This is a genomic window from Sphingomonas fucosidasi, assembly GCF_036663855.1.
In the GTDB taxonomy this organism is placed as follows: Bacteria; Pseudomonadota; Alphaproteobacteria; order Sphingomonadales; family Sphingomonadaceae; genus Sphingomonas; species Sphingomonas faeni_B.
The window spans coordinates 175,712-198,124 of record NZ_JAXOJR010000004.1 but is presented as its reverse complement, the minus strand read 5'-3'; the positions used below and the strand labels follow the sequence as shown (position 1 = coordinate 198,124).

Sequence of the window (22,413 nt, the reverse complement as noted above, 5' to 3'; positions counted from 1 at the left end):
ATCAACGGATAGTGCGGCGATGATGTTCGAATTGAGCCAGCTTCGCTGTTTCGTCGCCGCCGCCGAGGAACTTCATTTCGGGCGCGCGGCACAGCGCCTGAACATGACACAGTCGCCGCTCAGCCGGCAGATCCAGCTGCTCGAGCGGATCCTCGACGTAACCTTGCTCGAGCGGACCAGCCGGCAAGTAAGCCTGACGCCCGCAGGCCGCGTGTTCCTGATCGAGGCACGGCGGATCGTCCGACTTTCGGAGAGCGCCGCGCTGTCGGCAAGGCGCGTGGCGAAGGGCGATGCAGGGCGCGTGGCGATCGGATTCACCGCGGTCTCGGGCTATAATCTCGTGCCGCAGATCGTCGCGCAGGCGAGAGCCAGCCTGCCCAATATCGACCTCGAACTGCGCGAGATGGTGACGACCGATCAGGTCGATGCGTTGCTGACCGGGCTGATCGATATCGGCTTCGTGCGCCCGCCGCTCGATCGCCACGAGTTCGACACCGCCTGCGTGCAGGTCGAACCACTCGTCGTCGCGCTGCCTGCCGGAGATCCGCGACAGGCGCAGGCGGTGCTGGAACTCAGCGATTTCGATGGCTTGCCGCTAATCATGTATGCGCGGCAGGGTGCGGGATATTTCCACCAGATGCTTATCGGACTGTTCGACGGTGCCGGTGTGTCTCCGCACTATGTCCAGCACGTGACGCAGATTCATTCGATGCTGGGGCTCGTCCATGCAGGACTGGCTGCGGCGATCGTGCCGGAATCCGCTTCGGGGCTGCACATGAACGACGTACAGTTCCGCCGACTTGCGACCGAGCCCGAAAAACCCGTCGAGCTGCACATGGCGTGGCGGCGCGACAACAGTAATCCGGCGCTGGAACCGATGCGGCGGCTGTGCGCCGAAACCGCGGCGTGATCGATCGGCGCGCAGTGCTCGCGGGTATTGCGGCGACGCCGGCGCTGGTTGCGGCGCGCGCATCGGACGATCCGGTGGCGACGACGCGCTACGGGCGGGTCCGTGGGACGGTCGACCGCGACGTGCTGGTCTTTCGCGGGGTGCGCTATGGCGCGAATACGCGGACGCGACGGTTTGCGCGCGCGGTGCAACCCACGCCGTGGACCGATATTGCCGACGCCACGCGCTACGGCGCAGCCTCGCCGCAGACCAAGGCGACCGAGCCGGCCAGCGAGGATTGCCTGTTCCTCAACATCTGGACGCCCGCGCTCGACACTGAACGGCGGCCGGTCATGGTCTATATCCACGGCGGCGCGCATGCACATGGGTCGGGGTCTGATCCGCTCTATGACGGTGGCAATCTGGTGCAGCGCGGCGACGTGGTGGCGGTCACGCTGAACCACCGGTTGGCTGCACTCGGCTATGCGTATCTCGCGCAACTGGGCGGACCTGCGGAATCGGGCAATGTCGGTAATCTCGACATCATCCTCGCGCTGCAATGGGTTCGCGACAACATAGCGGCGTTCGGCGGTGATCCTGGACGGGTGATGCTGTTCGGCCAATCGGGTGGCGGCGCGAAGATCGTGACGCTAATGGCGATGGCGGAGGCGCGCCCGCTGTTCCACGCCGCCGCGACGATGAGCGGCCAGCATGTCACCGCCGCGGGGCCGAACCACGCGACGATCCGCGCGCGCGCGCTGATGGATAAGGCAGGCGCCGGCCATTTCACGGCATTGAAGGCGCTGCCGATCGAGCAACTGGTCGAGGCGATGGCGATGACCGATCCGATCGAGGGCAAGGGCGAGATCAGCTTCACCTCGACACTCGACCATCATGTCCTGACGCGCCATCCCTTCTACCCCGACGCCCCGCGCGAGGCAGCGCATATTCCCCTAATTGTCGGCAATACGCATGACGAGACCGGGCTGTGGATCGGCGACATCCTCAAGCGCGGTGATACGAACTGGGACAATCTGCGCGCGCGCCTCCCGCGCGAGATGACCAAGGATCTCGCAGCCGATTATGTCATCGGCCGGTATCGCGAGCTCTATCCCGACCGCACGCCGGGTCAGATCCTGCTGGCAGCCTCGACCGCAGGCCGGTCGTGGCCGGGGCACCTGATCCAGGCAGAGGAGCGCGCGAAGATCGGCGCACCGACCTGGATGTACCAGCTCGATTTTCCGTCCCCCGATTCGGGCGGCGTGCTCGGCGCGTTCCACACGCTCGATATCGGACTGGTGTTCGACAATACCGGCCAGCCCGACGCGCATACCGGCAACGGTGCCGACGCGCGGCGGCTTGCCGGACAGATGGCGGATGCGTTCATCGCGCTGGCGCGAACCGGCGATCCGAACTGCATTAGCGTACCGGTCTGGCGACATTATGATTTGGCGCGCCGGTCGACGATGATCTTCGACCGGCAAGTGCGGATGGACGACGATCCGCGCCGCGAGGAACGCCTGCTGTTCGCGACCGCGCCCTATATCAAGCCGGGAGGGTAGGCCTCCGATGCCGCGCGGGGGGCACGCTCCCGTCAGCGAGACCAGGGGCAGGCGAGAGTCGGACGGTTCGCATAGCGGCGCATCACCAGCGTCAGCCGCGCGCCGCAGCCCGGTTCGAGCCGGATCGTAAACGCGGCACCGCCGATGTCGACCACGCGACCGTCGAACGTCACCGCGTCGATCCGGTGCTCGGCATAGGCGCCACCCTGGACGACGACGGTCCGCGCGTGGGTGGTGCTGAGGTTCACCAAAGTCACGTCGGTCGACGTATCGCCGAGCGCATGGACCAGCGCGGCGACGTCTTCTGGCACGCCGGCGCGCTTGCGGTCCGCGTCGAAATACCGGAGCCGGCAGTGCAGTGGGACGCCGCCTTGTGCCGGCGAGGTCTTCGACCAGGGCGGGCGGGCGATGTGCAGGCCACCGGTCATCAACTGCACCAGGCTGGTGACGTTGGCGGGGTTGATGTCGATCGGCCAGTCGGCGAGTCGGGTTTCGGGCGTGGTCGGATCGGCGAGGCGCGCCGCAACGCGGTCTGCCACCGCTTTCAGGTCTGCGCGCAAGGCGGTGAGCACATAGCCTGGATTGCCACCCTCCAGAAAGCTTACCCAAGGGTGGTCGCCGGCGGCGGCGCGATCGGCCGGGGCTTGCGACATGTACCAGATCTCGAAACCGTTGGTCTTGAAGGGGCCGGGCTGCCAGCCGTACCAGCCGTCGGCGCCGTGCATCGTCGGCGTCGACAGGACCCCGCCGATCGTCTTGGCTTGGGCATTGATCCGCGCAGTCTGGCGGCGCCAGACGTCGATATAACCCTGGTCGGCGCTCAGCAGCGTGCCGGTCATGAACGCGGTGATCGAGCGGGGTACGCGGTTGCGATTCTCGCGCTTGCCGGTTTGCGGCACGATCGGCGAGAAACCCCAGCCATATACGCCGCTCCACCAATCGCGCGGGACGCTGCCGTCGAGACCGACGCGACTGGGAATAATGTCCGAATTTGCCTTCGCACGATCGACCCACGCGTCGAGATAGTCGAGCGCCCAACTACGGTATCGATCCCCTGCCCCCAGCGCGTAGGCGTTGAGGCCGAGCGTCGTCGCCTGAAGGTTGAGCGGATTGTCACCGACCACATCGCCATATTCGGCGTAATGCGCGAGCGTCTGTGCGTAGGTCGTCTCGCCGTGTTCCATGTGGAAGCGTTCGCCGGCGGCGAACGGATCGCCCGCCCAATCGAGTTCGGTCGCGCGGCGCAGCATCGGGCCCCGACTCCCGTTCATCAGGCTGCGCATGATCCGCAGCTTCGGATCGTAGTTGCGCGTGGTCGGATCGCGACCGGTGTAGAAGTCGGCGTAGCGGCGCGTCCGCTCGATCAGCTTGAGGTCATGCGGGCCGGACAGCCCCATGAGGTTGAAGGTCGTCAGCCCTTCCGCATTGTGCTGCCAATCCATCTGGACTGGAAACTCGCGGAAATACATGCCTTCACGGGCGATCGGCACGTCGACCGTGCGCGCCGCGGTGAATTGCTTGAGATGCCCCTCCCACGCGCGTGCGTACAGGTCGCGGATGCGATCGGGGCCGCCGAGCGCGTGCAGGATTGCCCAGTCGTTGGTCGCCTCCGCCGCATCGTCGGGACCGTCGTTCGCGCCCCAGCGTTCGAACACGCGCAGCCAACCGCGGCTATCGACATATTTGGCATAAAACGCCTCGCACGCCTCGGCATTAGCGGCGAGCAATCGGCGCTGCAGGACCGCCCATTCCGGCGCCGGCATCGGCGTGGTCACCCGGAGCATCGCAGGTGCAGCACGGGCGGCGGCGGGCAAGGTGGCAAGTGCGGCGGCGGCGGCGCCACCTAGCAGCGTGCGGCGATCAACGGTCACGCTGCCAGCTCGACGCGGCGGATCGGTCCGACGATCACAAGGAACGAAAAGATCGTCAGTAGGCAGTGTGCACCGACGAACACCAGCGCCCAGTCGAACGAGCCCGTGGCGCCGACGATGAAGCCGATGACGATCGGCGTGACGATCCCGGCGACGTTGCCGAACATGTTGAACACCCCGCTGGTCAGCCCGGCGAGTTGCTTCGGCGCGACGTCCGACATGACCGCCCAACCAAGCGAGGCGACGCCCTTGCCGAAGAACGCGACCGCCATCAGCGTGACGACCAGCCATTCCGCCTCAACGAACACGCAGGCGATGATGAGCGTCGCCAACAACATCCCGAACACCAGCGGCACCTTCCGCGCGATGTCGATCGAGCCGGTGCGCCGTAGCAGCAGGTCCGACGTGTAGCCGCCGACCAGCCCGCCGACGAACCCGCACAAAGCAGGCGCCGCCGCCGCGAAGCCTGCCTCCATGATGTTCAGCCCGCGTTCCTTGACAAGGTAGATCGGAAACCACGTCACAAAGAAATAGGTCAGCACGTTGATGCAATATTGGCCGAGATAGATGCCGAGCAGCATCCGGTTGGCGAGCAGCTGGCGCAGGTTTGTCCAAGAAAAAGCCTGTGGCCGATTGGCGGCATCCTCCATCCGGATCAGCCCGCCGCCCGCTTCGATATGCGCCAGTTCGGCGGCGTTGATCTTCGGGTGGCGGACCGGGCTGTGGATGTAGCGGACGAACAGCGCGGTCGCGGCCAGGCCGATCGCGCCCATCACCCAGAACACCGCGCGCCAGCCATAGCTGTGCACCAGCCAGCCCATCAGCGGAGCGAACGCGACCAGCGAGAAATACTGCGCCGAATTGAAGATCGCCGATGCCGTGCCACGCTCGGCGCCCGGGAACCAGGCGGCGACGAGGCGGGCATTGCCGGGGAACGAAGGCGCTTCGGCGAGCCCGACCAGGAAGCGCAACGCGAACAGCATCGCGACCGCGGACACACCCGCGATCAAGCCGGTCAGCCCCTGTGTGGCGGTGAAGATCGACCAGGCCAGGATCGCGCCGGCATAGACACGCTTGGTGCCGAACTTGTCGAGCAGCAGCCCGCCGGGGATCTGCGCAAGGACATAGGCCCAGGCGAAGGCAGACAGGATGAAGCCGGTCTGGACCGAGGACAGCCCGAGTTCGGTCGATGCCGCCGAGCCCGCGATCGAGAAGGTCGCACGGTCGGCGTAATTGATCGAGGTGATAAGAAAGATCAGCGCGATTACGCGGTAGCGCACCGCAGTCGGGCGTTCGGCCACGCCTCCTGCAACCGCATCTTGGGCGGGGGCTGCTGTGGCGATCGTCATGCTTCGCTCTCCTGTTCGGCACTCGATCTACGCGAGTGTTCCGGCCCGGTGTATCGAGCGGAATGCGGACGGTCCAAGTCCGAAAACGGGTTGATCCAGCCAAGCCATGACTTGATCGGATAACTGAGCAACATGCCGGTGCCGGATCAGTGCATCGTTCGCATCGATCGATGTCGGAATGAGATTGGCGTAGGCGGCCGCACCCGGCCTAACAGAGATTGCGACAGACCGGCTCCAACGAAGCCGGCAGCGGGCACATCGTGCCGGAGTTAGGGGAGTGAGTATGACCGGGATCCGCAGCTTCAAATCCATGCTGGCCATGTCGAGCGCGATCGTCGCCTGCTCGTTGGCAACGATGGCCCATGCCCAGAGCGTGCCGGAAACGACCGCACAGAAAGACGCGCGCGCTGCCGGCAACGCGACCGATACCGATACGCCTCCCGCCTCCCCCGCCCTGCCGCCCGAGCAGGGCGTGACCGAGGCACCGCCACTTGCCGCAGATACGGCGGATATCGTCGTCACCGGGTTCCGCGCTAGCCTGAACAGCGCGATCAACATCAAGCGTACGCAGACCGCGACCGTTGACGTGATCAAGGCGGAGGACATCGCCGAATTCCCCGACCTGAACCTCGCGGAATCCTTGCAGCGCATACCCGGCGTCTCGATCAGCCGCGTTAATGGCGAAGGGCGCAACATCTCGGTCCGCGGCCTCGGCCCCGATTACACCCGCGTCCGGATCAACGGGATGGAGGCGATCGGCACGACCGGCGGCACCGACAATTCGGGTGGCGTAAACCGCGGTCGCGGGTTTGATTTCAACATCTTCTCGTCCGACCTGTTCAACAGCATCGCGGTCCGCAAGACCGCTACGGCGGACGTCGAGGAGGGCTCACTTGGCGGCACCGTCGACCTGCAATCGTCGCGGCCATTCGATTACAAGAAGGCGACCGCGGTCATTTCGGCGAGCGCGAGCTACAACGACCTGCGCGAGAAAGTTACGCCAAAATTCTCGGGGCTTATCACCAAGACGTCGGATGACGGCCGGTTCGGCGTGCTGCTGTCGGTGGCGTACGAAGAGCGTGCGATCAAGGAAGAGGGCGCGAATATCACGCGCTGGACGTACGGCGGGTTTAACGCCGGGTTCAACGCGGCATCGACGTTGCCGGGCAAGACGTTCGCGCAGATCAACGATCCGAACCCCGCCACCGGGCTGTACCATCCGCGCATCCCCGGCCTTGTCAGCTATGATATCTTCCAGAAGCGTCTTGGCGCTGCCGGGTCGGTACAGTTCCAACCCACCTCCAAGACGCTGATTTCGCTGGATGCGCTGTATTCGCGGCTCGACGGCACGCGCAAGGAATCGCAGCTACAGGCGATCAGCTTCAGCCGCTCCGGCACCGGCAAGCCACAGACGATCATCCGCGACGGCGTGGTCGACGGCAATAACAACATCGTCAGCGGGACGTTCGACAACGTCGATCTGCGCACCCAGTCGCGCTACGACAAGCTGGTCACGGACTTTTATCAGGTGACGGGTACGCTCGACCAAAAGTTTAGCGAGAATTTCAAGGTCGGTGCGGTCGTCGGCTATGCCGACTCCGCATTCAGCAACCCAATCCAATCGACCGTCACCATCGACGCCGCCAACACGGCCAATTTCTTCTACGATTTTAGCACGCGTTTCCCAACGATCAAACCGGGCGTCGACTTGACCAACCCGAACAGCTTTGCCTTCGTCAACGGCACGTCGGAAGTTCGCATCCGCCCGCAGACCGTCAACAACAGCTTCACCAATGCCAAGACGTTTGCCGAGTGGACGGTCAACCCGTTGCTGAAGCTGAAGGTCGGCGTCGACTGGCGCCGGTTCGACTATAGCTCGACCGAGCAGCGTCGCCTGTCCGGGGAGTCGGTCGTGCAGACGCTGACGCCCGCACAGCTCGCCGCGGCGACGACGCTTTTCTCGGGCTTCGGCAAGGGGCTCGACACGCCGGCCGGCACGCCGACCTCCTGGATCGTGCCCGATATCAACAAGTTTGCCGAACTCTACGGCATCTACTCGAATTCACTCTATGCAACCGGCGGCGTGACCAACGCCAGTGCGCGAGGGTCGTACATCACGGTGCGTGAGGACGATATCGGCGGTTGGGGCATGGCGGAGTTCAACTTCGCCGATAGCGGCCTGCCGATCCGGGGCGATGTCGGGGTGCGCTACGCCAACACCGATCAGCGCTCGACGGGTTACGCGGGCCAGGGCGTGGCGACCAACCTCGTCGTCGCGGATCGCAGCTATCATCGCTGGCTGCCGTCGGGGAATCTGGTGATGGACGTCACCGATACGCTTCTGGTCCGCTTCGCCGCCGCCAAGACGCTCGCGCGGGCGGGCATCTCGGCTATCGCACCGGGCGGCAACCTCAGCGTCTCGGGCGGCAACCGCACCTTCAGCAGCGGCAATCCCGATCTGAAGCCGACGGAATCGGACAATATCGACGTCTCGGTCGAATGGTATCCGACGCGTGGCGCGATCTATGCGGTGTCGGCATTCCAGAAGGACATCGGCACGTTCGTCCAATCGCTCAGCACCACGGTGCCGTTCAGCAGCTTGGGCCTGCCGGACTCGCTCCTCGCCGGCACCAGCGCATCACCTACCGATCTGTTCATCGTCAGCCAGCCGGTCAATTCGAGCGGCGGTCGGCTCAAGGGTTTCGAGGTCAACGTCCAACAGCCGTTCAGCTTCCTGCCGGGCTTCCTCTCCAACTTCGGCGTGCTGGCGAACTACACGCACGTGACGTCAAACATCCAGTATCTGACGTCCGCGACCGGCGGTGCCTCGGTGACCGCACCGTTGATCGGACTGTCGAAGCATGCTGCCAACGGCACGCTGTATTTCGAGACGGCAAAGTTCCAGATCCGTGGCTCAATCGCCTATCGCTCGCGCTATCTGACCGCAGTACCCGGGACCGAGGGAAATGCGTATAACGGGACCAGCGGCACGACCAACGTCGATGCACAGATGTCGTACAATCTGACCGACAATCTCAAGTTCAGCATCGAGGCGATCAATCTTACCGATCAGGTCAATGACCAGTTCGTCGACGAGTCCAACCGCCTGAACGTGCTCACGCATAGCGGCCGTCAGTTCACCGCGGGAATGCGCTTTTCGTTCTGACGGTTCGACGCGGTCCGCTGCATCTCGGCAACCATCGACCTCGGGGGCAGCATGCTGGTACGAAGGTCTCGGTGTCGCGGTCACGACGCCAAATCAGAACAGGACATGCGCATGGCCTATAATCGCCGCGAGACCATTGGACTGGCGTTGGCGGGCGGTGCGGTCGTACTCGTCCCGCCCACCCCCTCGGTTGCGGAGCCTCGCAAGCCGAATGCGTGCGCGCAGCGGTTCGAGGACGACTGGCGGCGTGGCTTCGACGGGCAGCGCGTCGCCGATCTCGGCGATGGACGGTTCCTCAATCCGCTGATCGCCGGAGACCATCCCGACCCCGCCATCCTGAAGGACGGCGCGGACTATTACATGACGTTCTCCAGCTTCGATTCCTATCCGGGGCTGACGATCTGGCACAGCCGCGACCTGGTGAACTGGCAACCGCGCAAGGCCGCGCTGACGAAAAACATCGGCTCGGTCTGGGCGGTTAGCCTAGAGAAACACGACGGCCGGTACTTCCTGTATATCCCCGTCAAGGCCAAGCCGAACGCGATCCACGTCATCTGGGCCGACCAGATCGACGGTCCCTGGTCCGACCCGATCGACCTCGGGCTGCCCAACCATATAGATCCCTGCCACGCGGTCGGCGAGGATGGATCGCGTTGGCTGTTCCTGTCGGGCGGCGACCGGATCCGACTTGCCGCCGATGGCCTTTCGACGGTCGGCAAGGTCGAGCATGTCTATGACCCCTGGCGCTATCCCGACACCTGGGACGTCGAGGGTTTCAGTCCCGAGGGTCCCAAGATCACCCGCCATGGCGGCTGGTTCTACATGATCACCGCGGTCGGCGGCACCGCCGGGCCACCGACCGGGCACATGGTGATCGTCGCACGCTCGCGCTCGATCCACGGCCCCTGGACGAACGACCCCGCCAACCCAGTGGTGCGAACCGTCAGCACCGACGAGAAATGGTGGTCGCGCGGTCATGCCAGCCTCGTCGAGGCCCCCGACGGCAGCTGGTGGTCGGTCTATCACGGCTTCGAGAACGGCTATTGGACACTCGGAAGGCAGGCACTGCTCGATCCGATCCGCTGGACCGCTGATGGCTGGTTCGCAATGACCGGCGGCGATCTGTCGAAGCCCTTGCCCAAACCGCGAGGTGGCGCGGCGCTTCCCCACGGCCAACCGCTTTCGGACGATTTTCGCAGGCTGCAACTCGGCAGCAAATGGAATTTCTTCCGGCCCGGCCCGGCCGAATCCGGCCGAGCCCGTGTCGAGGGCGGTGCGCTGATCCTACAGGCCACCGGCACGGCACCAGTAGATTCTTCGCCTTTTATGCTGATCGCAGGAGATCAGGCGTATCGGTTCGAATGCGACGTAGAGATCGCGCCCGGCGGCACAGCGGGGCTGGTACTGTTCTATGACGACAGGCTGTATTGCGGGCTAGGCTTTGACGAAAATCGGTTCGTCACGCATCAATACGGCAACGAACGCGGGCGCCCGGCCAATCCGCACGGACGCCGCATGCGGATACGGATCACGAACACGCGCCACATCGTCGCGATCCATACCAGCGGCGATGCGGGCAAGACCTGGCAACGCTTCGATCGCGGCATGGAGGTGTCGGGCTATCACCATAATGTCCGAGGCGGGTTCCTCATGCTGCGTCCCGGCCTTTACTCGGCTGGTAGTGGAGAGGCACGCTTTCGCGACTTCAGGTACGAGGCTCTCTGACGGGAAACGGCGTTCCTCAGCCCAAGCCCTGAGCATGCGCCCATTCTGCGAACAACACCGGCCATAGCGCCGCCGGTTTACCCACCGCCCTGCTTAAGCCAAAACCATGCCCCCCGGCTGCGAACAGATGCGTTTCCACCGCAACGCCCGCCTTTAGCGCTGCCGCTCGAAATGCCAGCGTATTGTCGACAGCGACGCTGCGGTCGTCTTCGGCATGAACAAGGAAGCACGGCGGCGTCGCCGACGTCACGTTCGAAGCGGTCGAATGAGAGCGCTCCAAAGCCGGAGTCGGCGATGGCCCGAGCAGCAGCGCGCGCGAACCGGCATGGGCCAGCGGCGAGGCCATCGATTGCACCGCGTACATCAAGGCCGCACCATCAGGTCGTGCGCTTCCTCGGTCTGCGGCATCGACCGCCACGTAGGTGTCCTGTGCGAACCGGGTCGCGAGGTCACCGCAAACATGGCCGCCCGCGGAGAAGCCCATGGCGGCAACACGATCAGGCTTGATTCCGTACGTCCCGGCGCGCGCGCGGATCAGCCTTATGGCGCGCTGCGCATCGGACAAGGCGACGTTTGGTCCTGCCGCCCAACCATCGCCAGGCAATCGATAGAAAAGCACGAACACTGTCCAGCCGCGATCCGCAAGCCAGCGTGCGATCTCGTATCCCTCCCGGTCGACGACGATCCGGATATAGCCGCCGCCCGGCATCACCAGTATCGCTGCTCCGTTCGGTTTGGCCGGGCGGAACACGACCATGCGCGGAATCGCAATACCGTGGACGGCGCGATCGGTCGCCATCGCATCCGTTGCCCGATCCTCGACGACCTCGACCGGTAGTTTCATCGGTGCGCCCGGCGCTCCCGCCGGCCATAGGTCGATCGTTTCGGTCGGCTCGGGCCGTCTCGGCACGCGCCCACCTGCCTGCGCGGGTGGCGGTGTCTGTGCGTCCACGCTGGCGGAAAGACCGACGGCGAACGTTCCCAGGATTGCACTTCGACGATCGATCATACGCTTCGGCCCATAAGAAAAAGGCGCACTCCATGAGGAATGCGCCCGAGGAGAGGAGAGACGATATTGGTCGCGCCTACATCTTGAAGCGTGCGCCGACGAGAAAGGTGCGGCCGAAGTGGTTGTTTTCGTAATTCCGGTTCGCGTCGAGATCGGTGTACCGGCTGCGATAATTGTCGGTCAGGTTGGTGCCCTCGACCGACAACTCCAGCGCGGGGGTCAGCTTGTAGCGCATCGAAGCATCGACGTTCAGCGACGAATTATAACCCTCGAACAGGTTCCCCGTCGCCGACGCCCCGTCGATATACGGGCTGCGATAGCTGACCGATCCGCGTGCGCTGAACTTGGCGTCCTCGTAATATAGCGTGCCGTTATAGGCGCGCTTCGACAGCCCGTAGAGCGTCGCGGTGCGGGTCGTATTCGGCAATGAACCGAGTGCCCCGCCGGGCTGGGTGATCGTCGTCGCCGGGCCACCCTGACTGTAGCTCGCAGTCGAATCGACAAACGTCGCATTGGCCAGCACGCCGAAATTCTTCAGGAACCCGGGCAGGAAGCGGAACGTCGACTGAAGGGCAATCTCCATGCCTTTGAGCGACGCCCCCGTCCCGTTGACGGGTGAGTTGATCTGCCATTCCTGGATTTCGGGCTGCTGCGCGGCCGGCGAGCTCGCCGGTATCACCGAAAGCGGCAGGCCCGTCGACGCGAACGTCCCACTGCGCGTCTGCGTGACGGGGAAGCTCTCGACGTTCTTCTTGAACAACGCGACCGAGAAGATCGACTGGGGCGCGAAATACCATTCGGCCGAGATGTCGAACGCGGTCGCGCGGAACGGATCGAGCTGCGGATTGCCGAAGGTCACGCGGTAGTTGAAGCCGTCGACCGATCCACCCGGGGTCAGGCTGCCCAGGCTCGGCCGCGTCAGCACCTTGGAGATCCCGCCGCGGATGATCACGTCTTCCGTCGGAAACAGCGCCACGTTGATCGCGGGCAGCCAGTCGTCATAGCTCCGCCCGACCGTCACCGGCGTGTTCACGGTCACGCCGGCGGCGGTTGCCGACGACAGCCCGGTCGAGCGCTGCTTGGTGCGGACATAGCGCACGCCCGCATTAGCGGCATAGCGTAGGCCGAGCATATCGCCCTTCACGTTGAACTCGGTAAAGCCGCCCGTCACCTGCTCGGACACGCTGCGCGTATCGCCGACGAGCACGGTCGGGGTCCGCCCGTACAGGCCGGTAAACGCCGCCGCCTTATCGATATTGGGGATCAGGAAGCTGGTCGTGGTGCCCGCGGGCTGGCCAGAATTGCCGATGTTGAACAGCTCGCCGAGATTACCCGCCGGAAAGCCGTACACCGCGGTCGGCCCGAACTGTGTAGAGGGCGAACAATTCAGTGTCCCCAGCACGAGATCGCGCCCGCCGGCATTCGGGCAGACGACCGTATCCCGCGAGAAGCCCTCCGTGTCGAACGTGAATTTCCGGTACAGTCCACCTGCCTTGATCTGGAACCCCTCGGTCACGTCCCATTCGGTCCGCAACTGCGCGGTGCGGAACTTGTTGATCGTTTGCGACGGACGATCGCGGATTTCGGCGAGCTGGAAATTAGCCGGATCGGTGACGCTGGTGCCGAAAGTGAGCGTCGGCCGTTTCATGTCAGTATAGTCGTAGCTATAGCCCTGCGCGTCGCGGTCGTCGAATACGAACGTCGTCTCGACGGGGATCGTCGCATCTGATTTCGAAACGCCGCCCATCAACGTGAAGCGGAACGTGTCGCTGACATCCTGATCCCAGCTGCCGCCGATCTGGTAGAATTCGGTCTGCGACTTGCGCAGATAATGCTCGGTGCGAACCCAGGCGTCGTTGAGCGTCGCCTTTACCAGATTGTTGTTCGCATCGATCGTGTAATTGCTGATATCGATCGACCGTTCGTTCGAGCGCAACAGCACTTCGCCCCATTTCTCCTCGCGCGTTTCCTTGAAGCGCGAATACAGTCCGTCGATCGAGATCTTGGTCGCATCGGTCGGCGCCCACTGGATGCTGCCGGTGATCCCCAGCCGCTCGCGCTCGTGGCGGATCGTGCCGTAGCGTGGGATTCGCGGATGGAAGGCGAGCGCGGCGCTCGTGCACGCGGCGCTCGGGACATAGACACCGCCGCGGTTCTGAGTGGTGAAGCAGCGCGTTCCGTCGACCGAGTCGAACACGCCCTGCGCCCACCGCACGCTGTTGTTGCCGAGCTGGAAATTGTTGGTCTTCGAATAGGCTGCCGACGCGGAGACGCCGAACGTCCCATCGGCCGACTTCCACGACAGCAATCCAGCGAGGCGCGGTCCGAAATTCTTGCTGAGATCATTGTAACTTGCCTGCGCGGAGCCGACCGCGGTGAAGCCGATCTTGCCGCCGAGCGGATTGCCCGTGTTCAGATCGACCACTGCGCCGAGCGACCCCTCGTCGAGCGAGGCCTCCGCGGTCTTGTGCACCACGATCGAATTGAACAGCTCGGAGGCGAAGACGTTGAAATCGAACGCACGATCGCGGTTCGAACTCGCGCCGTCGGTCGAGGTGGCGACCGTCTCCATGCCGTTGACGCGAACGCGAGTGAACTGCGCGCCCAAGCCGCGAACGGTGATCGCGCGGCCTTCGCCCGCGTCACGCTGGATCGAGATGCCGGGGATGCGCTGCAGTGATTCGGCGAGGTTCTGGTCGGGGAATTTGGCGATGTCCTCGGCGACGATCGCGTCGACCGCCGAAACCGACTGCCGCTTCACGTTGAGCGCCGCGTCGAGCGATTTGCGAAAACCCGTGACGATAATCTCAGCGGTCTCGCCCGCGGCGGGCACCGTTTCAGGCCCGGTCTGCGGTGCAGTAGTCGCGGCGGGATCGGCTACGTCGCCCGGTGGCACGACCGCAGTCTGCGCGGGTGACGGATCGACCTGTGCAGGGGTTCCTGGCGTCACGCTGTTGGGAATTTGTGCGGCCTGCGCCGAGGCGATCGAAGGCAGTACGAGCGCGAGGACCAAACTGCCGACAGACACGCCGCCAAGCCAGCCCATTCGCCGAATCGCTGCAGATGCTTGTACTTCCATTGCTTCCACTCCCCATTCGGCCGCTGCCGATGACACCGGTTGCTCAGTCGACATATCGTCGCCGCGCCGCCGACCTGACTGTTTTGGAGAGTTGGACCCGTATAATGCGACGGGGACACCCGATCCTCTCCCGAAAGGCCAGCTCTTGCTGGTCCCTCCACCGTCCCTTGCGTGCCTAGGTAACCGGTGTCAGAACAATGTCGCATGATTTTTGACGTGTCAACATGCCGCGTCACACATCGTACGAAACAGGAGATGCATGGATGTCACGGGTCCCAATCACAGCCATAGCGATCATCGCTTTTCTGCCCGCGGCGAGTGTCGCCCAGCAACCCGCGTCCCGTGCGATGGTCATCGTCGACGAGGCGGCAACGATGCGCGTCGAGCCCACGCCACACGGTGCAATTGGATCCAGCACGGCCTACCGGATCAGCGACCGGGTGCCCGGCCGGACGATGGAATTCCGCAAACGCATCCTGCACCCGGGCAGCGCGATCGGTCTGCACCGGATCGCACATGACGAGGTCTATTATGTCGTATCCGGCACCGGCGCGGTCTCTTCCGGTGGGGCTACACAAGACCTGCGGACAGGCATGACGGCCTATCTGTTCGATGGCGAGACGGTCGGCATCCGCCAGATCGGCGCCGGTCCGCTCGTCCTGATCATCGCCTATCCGATCCCCCGCAAATAGTGTCAGGTCCCCGGCTGTATATACGGCACGCGCGCAAACAGCTCGCGTTCCCAGCGACGCGGATCGGCCTCGACCCGAGACCGCGCATCAAAGATCATCGTCGATCGCGCTGCACGATCATAGATCGGCCATTTCGGCGCGCCCGGATGGTTGGGATTCCCGGTGACCGCAAACGCGACGAAGCTGTCCTGCATCGCCTTCGATGCCGCGCGCGCATCCGCCGCCGTTCCCGTCTGAGATCCCTCTGCACCCAACGTGCCGAACACCAGGGGGATGTCCATCGTGTGCATCGCCCCGCGCCGAGGCTCGGTCCGCGATGCGAAGTCCACTTGGTAGACCCAGGCCGGCGCCTTCGCGTCGGCGCGCGCCTCGGCCTCGATCACCTGCCCGCGCCAGCTGCGGCCGGCGGTCGTCGCTCCGTAGAACACATCGGTCGGCGACCAACTCGGATACTGCGTGCGATACTGCGCCACCACCCATTCGGGCAGGATGTCGATTCGTAGCTCAGGTGCCATCCGCGCCGCGACGTTACTCCAGTCGAGCCCGCGAACCTTCGGCGAATCGATGCCGATGAACGCACGCGTCTCGTCATGAGTATTGCCGAGCAGCATCGGGATGCGGTTGCCGAGCGGGTTCGCGTCGGGCCAGAAAGGGTGGCGTGTCAGCCAGGTCATGTCGAGCACCGGGCCAAAATACACTCCGCCGCCCATGATCGGATCGGTAGCGCTCAGTGCCTCGACCAGTTTGCTAACCGGCAGTGTCAGCAACGGCGACAGATCGGCCTCGGCCACGCCCAGCTTCGCCAGATACGCGCGGGCGCGGGCCGTGGCGTTGAGTGGACCCGAAGCCGTAACTTGCTGGCCGCTCATCGTTGCCGCGCGGTGGAACAGGCCGGCAGCGGCGCGCATGCCCATCAACGTCGCGATCTTCGCGCCGCCGCCCGACTGGCCGAACACCATCACCCGGCTCGGATCGCCGCCAAATGCCGCGATGTTGTCGCGCACCCATTTGAGCGCGAGGATCAGATCGAGCTGCCCCGCATTGCCGCTGTCGGGAAATCGGGGATCGAGCCGCGCGAGATACAGATAGCCGAGCGCGTTGAGGCGGTGATTGATCGTCACCACGACCACATCGCCTCGTGCCGCCAGCGCCTGCCCGTCGTTCTGTGGATCGGTGACGCTGCCGTTCGAATAGGCGCCGCCATGAATATACACCATCACCGGCTTCTTGGCGCGCGGGTCGGCGGCGGCGGTCCAGATGTTGAGGTACAGGCAGTCCTCGGATTGCGGCCCATACGGCCCTGATTGCGGACAGACCGGGCCGAACTCAAAGGCGGATACCGGCTCGCTGGCGCGCGGGATCGGTTCGGGCGCGCGGAACCGCTTGGCGCGGCCGTAGCGAATGCCTTTGAACGCCGTGACGCCGCCGTTCGCTGGCCCGAGTGGCATCCCAACGAACGCGCCGGCAGCGCATCGCACCTCGACGGGTGCAAGCGGCACCGTGGCCCGCACGGCGCCCGCGATTAAAGTCGCGGCGCCCGCCCCCAGTGCCAAGCGTCGCGTCCAGCCGTCAGCGGCGGACATCGAGGCTACCAGCGAGATAGGCATCGATATCCGCCTGCCGGAACAGGCTCGCGTCACCAGGTAGCGAATGCTTCAGCGCCGCGAGCGCGAGGCCGATGCACGCAACCTCACCGATGTCCGCGCCCGTACGCAGCCCGTGCAGCACACCCGCCGCGAACGCATCGCCGCCGCCGATCCTGTCGACGATTCCGGCCAGCACGACCTCGTCGGTCTGCACATGCTCAGCGCGCGTATCGATGCGGGCCGACAACCGATGGAGGTCGACATGCTCGACATGCCGCGTAGTCGACGCGATCGTCTGCAACCGCGGAAAAGCCTCGAATGCCGCCACCGCCGCCTCGCGTGGCCGATCCTCCGCGTCGCCCGAAAAATCACGGCCGAGCAGCAGCGCGATGTCGCGGTGGTTGCCGAACATCAGGTCGGCATGCTCGACAAGCTTGGTCAGGATCGCGCGCGGATCGGAATCCCACCGCTCCCACAATTTCCCACGCCAATTGCCGTCGAACGACACCGGAATGCCGCGTTCGGTCGCTGCCTCGACGGCGGCGAGCGCGCTTTTCGCAGGCACGGGGCCAAGCGCCGGCGTGATACCGGACAGGTGGAAGCGATCGACGCCGGCCAGCAGCGTGTGCCAGTCCCAGGCGCTCACCGGTGCTTCGGAAAATGACGACCAGGCACGGTCGTAGATCACTTCGGTTGCACGCAAGCCAGCGCCGGAAGTGACGAAATACAGCCCCATCCGTTCGCCACCGAGCGTCACCGTCGACGTGTCGACCCCGTGCCCCCGCAGCGTGGTGATCGCGGCGCGCCCAAGGTCGTTGTCGGGAACCATCGTCGCCATGCCGACATCGTGGCCGAGCCGCGCGAGCTGCGTGACGACGTTGGCCTCGGCGCCGGCAACCCACACATCGAGTTTGGGCGTCTGGAACAGCAGTTCGCGCCCCGGTGGCGACAACCGCAGCATGATCTCGCCAAACGCCAGAAACTTGCTCATATCACCCCTTCCCCTAATCCCCCCCGGTACGGGGGAGTGGACCGCCGCCTTGCCGCGGGTGGATGGAGTTATCCACGACCGCTACGCCCGTGGCAGTCCCCCGCTCCGTCAACCTATCGCCGCCACCTTCCCCTACCGGGGAGGATTTTCAGCGCGCCAGCCAGCCGCCATCGACCGCCAGGATATGACCCTGGACATACTTCGCAGCGGCCGATGACAGGAACACAGCCGCCCCGCCGAGGTCGGACGCGTCGCCCCATTTACCCGCCGGGATGCGACCCAGGATCGACACGTTGCGCTCCTCGTCCGCCTGCAAAGCGGCCGTGTTGTTGGTGGCGATGTAGCCCGGCGCTATCGCGTTGACGTTGATACCCTTGCTCGCCCATTCATTCGCCAACAGCTTGGTGAGGCCACCGATGCCCGATTTGGAGGCGGTATAGCTCGGCACGCGGATGCCCCCCTGAAACGTCAGCATCGACGCGATGTTGACGATCTTGCCCCCGCCATTCGCGATCATGTGTCGACCCGCCGCCTGGCAGAGGAAGAACACCGACTTCAGGTTGGTGTCGATGACCGCATCCCAGTCGGCCTCGGTGAAATCGACCGCATCGGCTCGGCGGATTATCCCGGCGTTGTTGATTAGGATGTCCAGAGCGCCAAGCTTGCTCACCGTCTCATCGACGACACGCTGGACCGGCTCGATCGTCGAGAGGTCCGCGGACACGATCTCTGCCTTGCGCCCCAGCGCGCGGATCTGCGCGACCGTATCCTCGGCAGGGGTGCGTCCGACACACGCCACGTCGGCGCCTGCCACTGCGAGGGCAACCGCGATAGCTTGGCCGATGCCGGTGTTCGCGCCGGTGACGACGGCAACCTTGCCGGTAAGATCGAAGGGATTCGTCATGCTCTTCTCCTCCCCCCCGCCTACGGGAGGGGCCGGGGTGGGCTTGCGCTTTCCTCAAGCGGATCGACGGGGCGAGCGAACGCCCACCGTCTTCCCCTCCCGCACGCGGGAGGGGAAATTCATTACGCCAGCTGGCAGATATCCAGCACGTTCATATCGGTATAATCCTGGTTCTCGCCTGCCATCGCCCAGATGAACGCATAGGCCTTGGTGCCGCTGCCCATGTGGATCGACCAAGGCGGGCTGATCACCGCTTCCTCGTTCGCCATCACGATGTGCCGAGTCGCCTCGCCCTCGCCCATGTAATGGAACACGCGATCCTTCTCGAGATCGTCGAGCTCGAAGTAAAAATAGATCTCGCTGCGGCGCTCGTGGATGTGCGGCGGCATGGTGTTCCAGACCGAACCGGGCTTGAGCACAGTCAGGCCCATGACCAGCTGCGCGCTGTCGCAGATGCCGGGAATGACCATCTGGTAGATCGTCCGCTCGTTCGACTCCTCCAGGGACCCGCGCTCCAGCGTGGTGGCATCGCCGACCGAGATCACGCGCGTGGTGAACGCCTTGTGGGCCGGGCACGACGCCAGATAGAACCGCGCGCCGTCGCCGGAGAACTGGACGTCCTTCGCGCCCATCGTCACGTACAGGCAGTCCTTGTTGCCGAGTGTGAACGTCTCGCCGTCGACGGTGACGGTGCCACTGGCCTTGCCGACGTTGACTATCGCAAGTTCTCGGCGTTCGAGGAACGGGTGTCCCGCGGCGGATGCCGGCTCGGTCTGGTCGGGCAGCTTCACGCTACCGCTTGCGACAGAGACGCCGCCAATCACGAAACGCTCCGCATGCGTGTAGTTTAGCACACATTCGCCGTCGCGGAACAGGTTCTGGATCAGGTACCGATCGCGCAGTTCGTCGTTGGAGACACACTCCATCATGTCGGGGTGCGTGGCGTAATAGGTGCGTTCGAACATGATAAGCTCCGGTCAGGCCGCCTGGGCGGCGAAAAGGGGTTCGTCGATACGGTAGGCACGGCGGACAAGGCCGCTGGTCAACTCGTGGGCAAGGTCCGCGGCTTCCCAGTCGGCGAGGCGGTGCTCGGCTACCAGTTGTGCCAGGAAACCGCAGTCGATCCGCCGCGCGACATCATGCCGAGCCGGGATCGACAGGAACGCGCGCGTGTCATCGTTGAAGCCGACGGTGTTGTAGAGGCCGGCCGTCTCGGTCGTCATCTCGCGAAACCGGCGCATCCCCTCGGGACTGTCGTGGAACCACCAGGACGGACCGAGCTTGAGGCACGGATAATGCCCGGCGAGCGGCGCTAACTCGCGAGCGTAACTGCTCTCGTCGAGCGTGAAGAGGATGATCGACAGCCGCGCGCTGGTCCCGAACCGGTCGAGCAACGGTTTCAGCGCATGCACGTAATCGGTCCGCGTCGGAATGTCGGCGCCCTTGTCGCGGCCATGGGTCGCGAAAAGCCCGGCATTGTGGTTACGCGACGAGCCGGGATGGATCTGCATCACCATGCCGTCGTCGACCGACATCGCCGCCATTTCGGTCAGCATCTGCGCCCGGAACAGCTCGGCATCGGCCGGCGTCCAGTCGCCGCGCGTGACCTTTGCGAACAGTGCCTCAGCCTCGGCGTTCGACAAATTGGCCGTCGCCGCGGTCGGATGCCCGTGATCGGTCGCGGTCGCGCCCGCCGCGCGGAAGTCGGAGCGCCGCTTGCGGTGCGCGGCGAGATAGCCCTTCCAGTCATATACGTCCTCGCCGGTCAGTTCGGCAAAGCGCGTCATCGCCGGCGTGAACGCCTCATGCTCGACGTCGATCACGCCATCCGGGCGATAGGTCGTCACGACACGCCCGTTCCACCCCGACTGGCGGATCCGGCGATGCGCGGCGAGATCGTCGTGGGCGCCTTCGGTGGTGGCGAGAAATTCGATCCCGAACCGGTCGAACAGCGCGCGCGGGCGGAACGGCTCCGACGCCAGCTTCTCGCCGATCAGGTCGAAATATTGGTCCGCGGTCGATGCTTCAAGCGCGACGTCGATCCCGAACACGTCGGCGAACACGTGATCGAGCCACAGCCGAGACGGCGTGCCCCGGAACAGCGTGTAATGATCCGCGAACAGCCGCCACGCCGCGCGTGGATCGGTCGCCGGGACGCTATCACGTCGCGGGATCGCCAGTGTGTCGAGGTCGATGCCCTGGCTGTACAGCATGCGATAGAGATAATGATCGGGCGCGAGCAGCAACGAGGTCGCGTCGGTCCAATTGAGATTGTCCGCGAACCACGCCGGGTCGGTATGCCCGTGCGGACTGACGATCGGCAGCGCCGCTACCTCGGCATAGAGCGACCGCGCGATCGCCCGCGTTGCCGGTTCTGCCGGAAAAAGGCGGTCCGGATGCAGCTCCAGGGCCCTTGCCATCGTCATCCTCCTTGCCGCCTCGCGATCATGGTTGTCGCTTCACGCGTTCGAGCTGCAATCTGGTAACCGGTGTCAAAGCCTCACGCAACCGTCTAGATCACGTCTCCACGTCGACAGGCGGAGAAACAGACGCCCGCCGGATCAACGTCGACAGGAACAAGGACGGCTCCTCGACGAGGTCGCTGCCATCGCCCGCGCCGGCGATCAACTTCAGCGCGGCCGAGCGCGCCATCGACGCGATAGGCCACCGCACCGTTGTCAGCGGCGGCCAGACATGCGCGGCGATCGGCGTATCGTCGAAGCCGATGATCGACAGGTCGCGCGGGATATCGAGTCCCCGCTGGCGCGCGGCGTGGATGATCCCCGCTGCCATCTCGTCGTTGGACGAGAAGATCGCGGTCGGCCGCGGCATCACGTCGAGCAGCCGCTCGGCGGCGACAAGCCCCGATTCAAAGGTATAATTGCCGTCCGCGATCATGCTCCTCGGCAAGGCAATTCCGGCCGCGGCCAAGGCGTCCTCGAACCCAAGACGGCGTTCGCGCGCCGAGCGGAACCCGTGTGGCCCCGCCACCAGTCCGATCCGACGATGCCCCTGCTCGATCAGATATTCGGTCGCGATCCGCACCGCCTCGCGGTCGTTCGACGCGACCATGTGCTCGGTATCGTCGATCACCGCGGATCCCATCCGGACGTAGCGGCAACCGATCGAGTCGCACAGTTTGGCGACCGAATCATTCTCGCTCACCGGAGGCATCAGCAGCACGCCGAACAGCCGTTGTCGCTCGAGAAAATGACGCAGGTCGTCGAGCATCGTCGCCGACCCGCGATCGAGCGGCCGGACGACCATCTCGAACTCGGTGCCCTGCAGCGCCTCGAGCATGCCCTGCTGCACGTTCAGCACGGTCTGCGCATTGGGATTGTCGTGGACCAACCCGATCAGGAAATTACGGCGCAGCGCCAGAGCGCGCGCCTGAGGATTGGGGATATAGCCAAGTTCGCCGATCACGTCCTCGACCCGCTTGCGCGTATCGTCGTTGAGCAACGGCGACCGGTTGATCACGCGGCTCACCGTCTTCTTGGAGACGCCGGCGATCCGGGCAACGTCGTTGATCGTCGGCTGGCCGGTCTTCTGCATAACAACGACATAGCTCGCGCCGACCGAGCCGTCTT

General features: G+C 64.7%; 15 protein-coding genes. 5 read left to right on the top strand and 10 right to left on the bottom strand.

Going from position 1 to position 22,413, the window contains the following annotated elements; genetic code table 11:
* The first annotated feature begins 19 nt into the window (after positions 1 to 19).
* Both U1737_RS09115 and U1737_RS09110 read left to right on the top strand, forming a co-directional pair.
* A complete protein-coding gene (locus U1737_RS09115; RefSeq protein ID WP_332796524.1) occupies positions 20 to 910 on the top strand; it encodes a LysR substrate-binding domain-containing protein in 891 nt (296 codons plus the stop codon).
* Entirely contained in the window at positions 889 to 2,451 is a 1,563-nt protein-coding gene (locus tag U1737_RS09110; RefSeq protein ID WP_332796523.1) for a carboxylesterase/lipase family protein, read from the top strand. The genes U1737_RS09115 and U1737_RS09110 overlap by 22 nt, the downstream gene beginning before the upstream one ends.
* A gap of 32 nt (positions 2,452 to 2,483) precedes the next feature.
* Here U1737_RS09110 and U1737_RS09105 read toward each other — a convergent pair whose 3' ends face one another.
* Both U1737_RS09105 and U1737_RS09100 read right to left on the bottom strand, forming a co-directional pair.
* Positions 2,484 to 4,322, bottom strand: coding sequence for a DUF8034 domain-containing protein (locus U1737_RS09105; protein WP_332796522.1), 1,839 nt, complete (start codon positions 4,320 to 4,322; stop codon positions 2,484 to 2,486).
* Complete coding sequence (locus U1737_RS09100) at positions 4,319 to 5,671, bottom strand: MFS transporter (protein ID WP_332796521.1); 1,353 nt, start codon at positions 5,669 to 5,671, stop codon at positions 4,319 to 4,321. Before U1737_RS09100 ends, U1737_RS09105 begins: the two co-directional genes overlap by 4 nt.
* 283 nt (positions 5,672 to 5,954) lie before the next feature.
* Here U1737_RS09100 and U1737_RS09095 point away from each other — a divergent pair, with 283 nt between their 5' ends.
* On the top strand, positions 5,955 to 8,837 hold the full coding sequence (locus tag U1737_RS09095) for a TonB-dependent receptor (RefSeq protein ID WP_332796520.1): 2,883 nt from the start codon (positions 5,955 to 5,957) through the stop codon (positions 8,835 to 8,837).
* Positions 8,838 to 8,948: 111 nt separating this feature from the next.
* The gene (locus U1737_RS09090) at positions 8,949 to 10,562 is read left to right on the top strand and encodes a family 43 glycosylhydrolase (protein WP_332796519.1); all 1,614 of its coding nucleotides are present in this window, start codon (positions 8,949 to 8,951) and stop codon (positions 10,560 to 10,562) included.
* 16 nt (positions 10,563 to 10,578) lie between these two features.
* On the opposite strand, the gene U1737_RS09085 is transcribed toward U1737_RS09090, so the two are convergent.
* Positions 10,579 to 11,361, bottom strand: a complete 783-nt coding sequence (locus tag U1737_RS09085; RefSeq protein ID WP_332796518.1) for an alpha/beta hydrolase — start codon at positions 11,359 to 11,361, stop codon at positions 10,579 to 10,581.
* A 286-nt stretch (positions 11,362 to 11,647) separates the two neighbouring features.
* Complete coding sequence (locus U1737_RS09080; protein ID WP_332796517.1) at positions 11,648 to 14,617, bottom strand: TonB-dependent receptor; 2,970 nt, start codon at positions 14,615 to 14,617, stop codon at positions 11,648 to 11,650.
* A gap of 296 nt (positions 14,618 to 14,913) precedes the next feature.
* Between U1737_RS09080 and U1737_RS09075 the strand changes: the two genes are divergently transcribed.
* Positions 14,914 to 15,342, top strand: a complete 429-nt coding sequence (locus tag U1737_RS09075; RefSeq protein ID WP_443027105.1) for a cupin domain-containing protein — start codon at positions 14,914 to 14,916, stop codon at positions 15,340 to 15,342.
* Between the two features lie 2 nt (positions 15,343 to 15,344).
* Here the strand turns inward: U1737_RS09075 and U1737_RS09070 are convergent, their stop codons facing one another.
* From U1737_RS09070 to U1737_RS09045, 6 genes are all read right to left on the bottom strand, one after another.
* Positions 15,345 to 16,925: a carboxylesterase/lipase family protein gene (locus U1737_RS09070; protein ID WP_332796681.1), complete on the bottom strand. Its 1,581-nt coding sequence runs from the start codon at positions 16,923 to 16,925 to the stop codon at positions 15,345 to 15,347.
* Positions 16,912 to 17,919 (bottom strand): sugar kinase, encoded by a 1,008-nt coding sequence (locus U1737_RS09065; protein ID WP_332796516.1) that lies wholly within the window; start codon positions 17,917 to 17,919, stop codon positions 16,912 to 16,914. The genes U1737_RS09070 and U1737_RS09065 overlap by 14 nt, the downstream gene beginning before the upstream one ends.
* 148 nt (positions 17,920 to 18,067) lie before the next feature.
* Complete coding sequence (kduD, locus tag U1737_RS09060) at positions 18,068 to 18,823, bottom strand: 2-dehydro-3-deoxy-D-gluconate 5-dehydrogenase KduD (RefSeq protein WP_332796515.1); 756 nt, start codon at positions 18,821 to 18,823, stop codon at positions 18,068 to 18,070.
* A gap of 122 nt (positions 18,824 to 18,945) precedes the next feature.
* Positions 18,946 to 19,788 carry a 5-dehydro-4-deoxy-D-glucuronate isomerase gene (gene kduI / locus U1737_RS09055; protein WP_332796514.1) on the bottom strand — a complete coding sequence of 281 codons (843 nt, stop codon included), beginning with the start codon at positions 19,786 to 19,788 and terminating at the stop codon, positions 18,946 to 18,948.
* 12 nt (positions 19,789 to 19,800) lie between these two features.
* Positions 19,801 to 21,243, bottom strand: a complete 1,443-nt coding sequence (uxaC, locus tag U1737_RS09050) for a glucuronate isomerase (RefSeq protein WP_332796513.1) — start codon at positions 21,241 to 21,243, stop codon at positions 19,801 to 19,803.
* A gap of 97 nt (positions 21,244 to 21,340) precedes the next feature.
* Entirely contained in the window at positions 21,341 to 22,378 is a 1,038-nt protein-coding gene (locus tag U1737_RS09045; protein ID WP_332796680.1) for a LacI family DNA-binding transcriptional regulator, read from the bottom strand.
* Positions 22,379 to 22,413: the final 35 nt, after the last annotated feature.

Coding starts and splice junctions, on each gene's coding strand:
- U1737_RS09115 (WP_332796524.1), top strand. CDS start 20: ATGATGTTCGAATTGAGCCAGCTTCGCTGTTTCGTCGCCGCCGCCGAG.
- U1737_RS09100 (WP_332796521.1), bottom strand. CDS start 5,671: ATGACGATCGCCACAGCAGCCCCCGCCCAAGATGCGGTTGCAGGAGGC.
- U1737_RS09095 (WP_332796520.1), top strand. CDS start 5,955: ATGACCGGGATCCGCAGCTTCAAATCCATGCTGGCCATGTCGAGCGCG.
- U1737_RS09090 (WP_332796519.1), top strand. CDS start 8,949: ATGGCCTATAATCGCCGCGAGACCATTGGACTGGCGTTGGCGGGCGGT.
- U1737_RS09085 (WP_332796518.1), bottom strand. CDS start 11,361: ATGGCGACCGATCGCGCCGTCCACGGTATTGCGATTCCGCGCATGGTC.
- U1737_RS09080 (WP_332796517.1), bottom strand. CDS start 14,617: ATGGGCTGGCTTGGCGGCGTGTCTGTCGGCAGTTTGGTCCTCGCGCTC.
- U1737_RS09075 (WP_443027105.1), top strand. CDS start 14,914: ATGTCACGGGTCCCAATCACAGCCATAGCGATCATCGCTTTTCTGCCC.
- U1737_RS09070 (WP_332796681.1), bottom strand. CDS start 16,925: ATGTCCGCCGCTGACGGCTGGACGCGACGCTTGGCACTGGGGGCGGGC.
- U1737_RS09065 (WP_332796516.1), bottom strand. CDS start 17,919: ATGAGCAAGTTTCTGGCGTTTGGCGAGATCATGCTGCGGTTGTCGCCA.
- kduD (WP_332796515.1), bottom strand. CDS start 18,823: ATGACGAATCCCTTCGATCTTACCGGCAAGGTTGCCGTCGTCACCGGC.
- kduI (WP_332796514.1), bottom strand. CDS start 19,788: ATGTTCGAACGCACCTATTACGCCACGCACCCCGACATGATGGAGTGT.
- uxaC (WP_332796513.1), bottom strand. CDS start 21,243: ATGGCAAGGGCCCTGGAGCTGCATCCGGACCGCCTTTTTCCGGCAGAA.
- U1737_RS09045 (WP_332796680.1), bottom strand. CDS start 22,378: ATGCAGAAGACCGGCCAGCCGACGATCAACGACGTTGCCCGGATCGCC.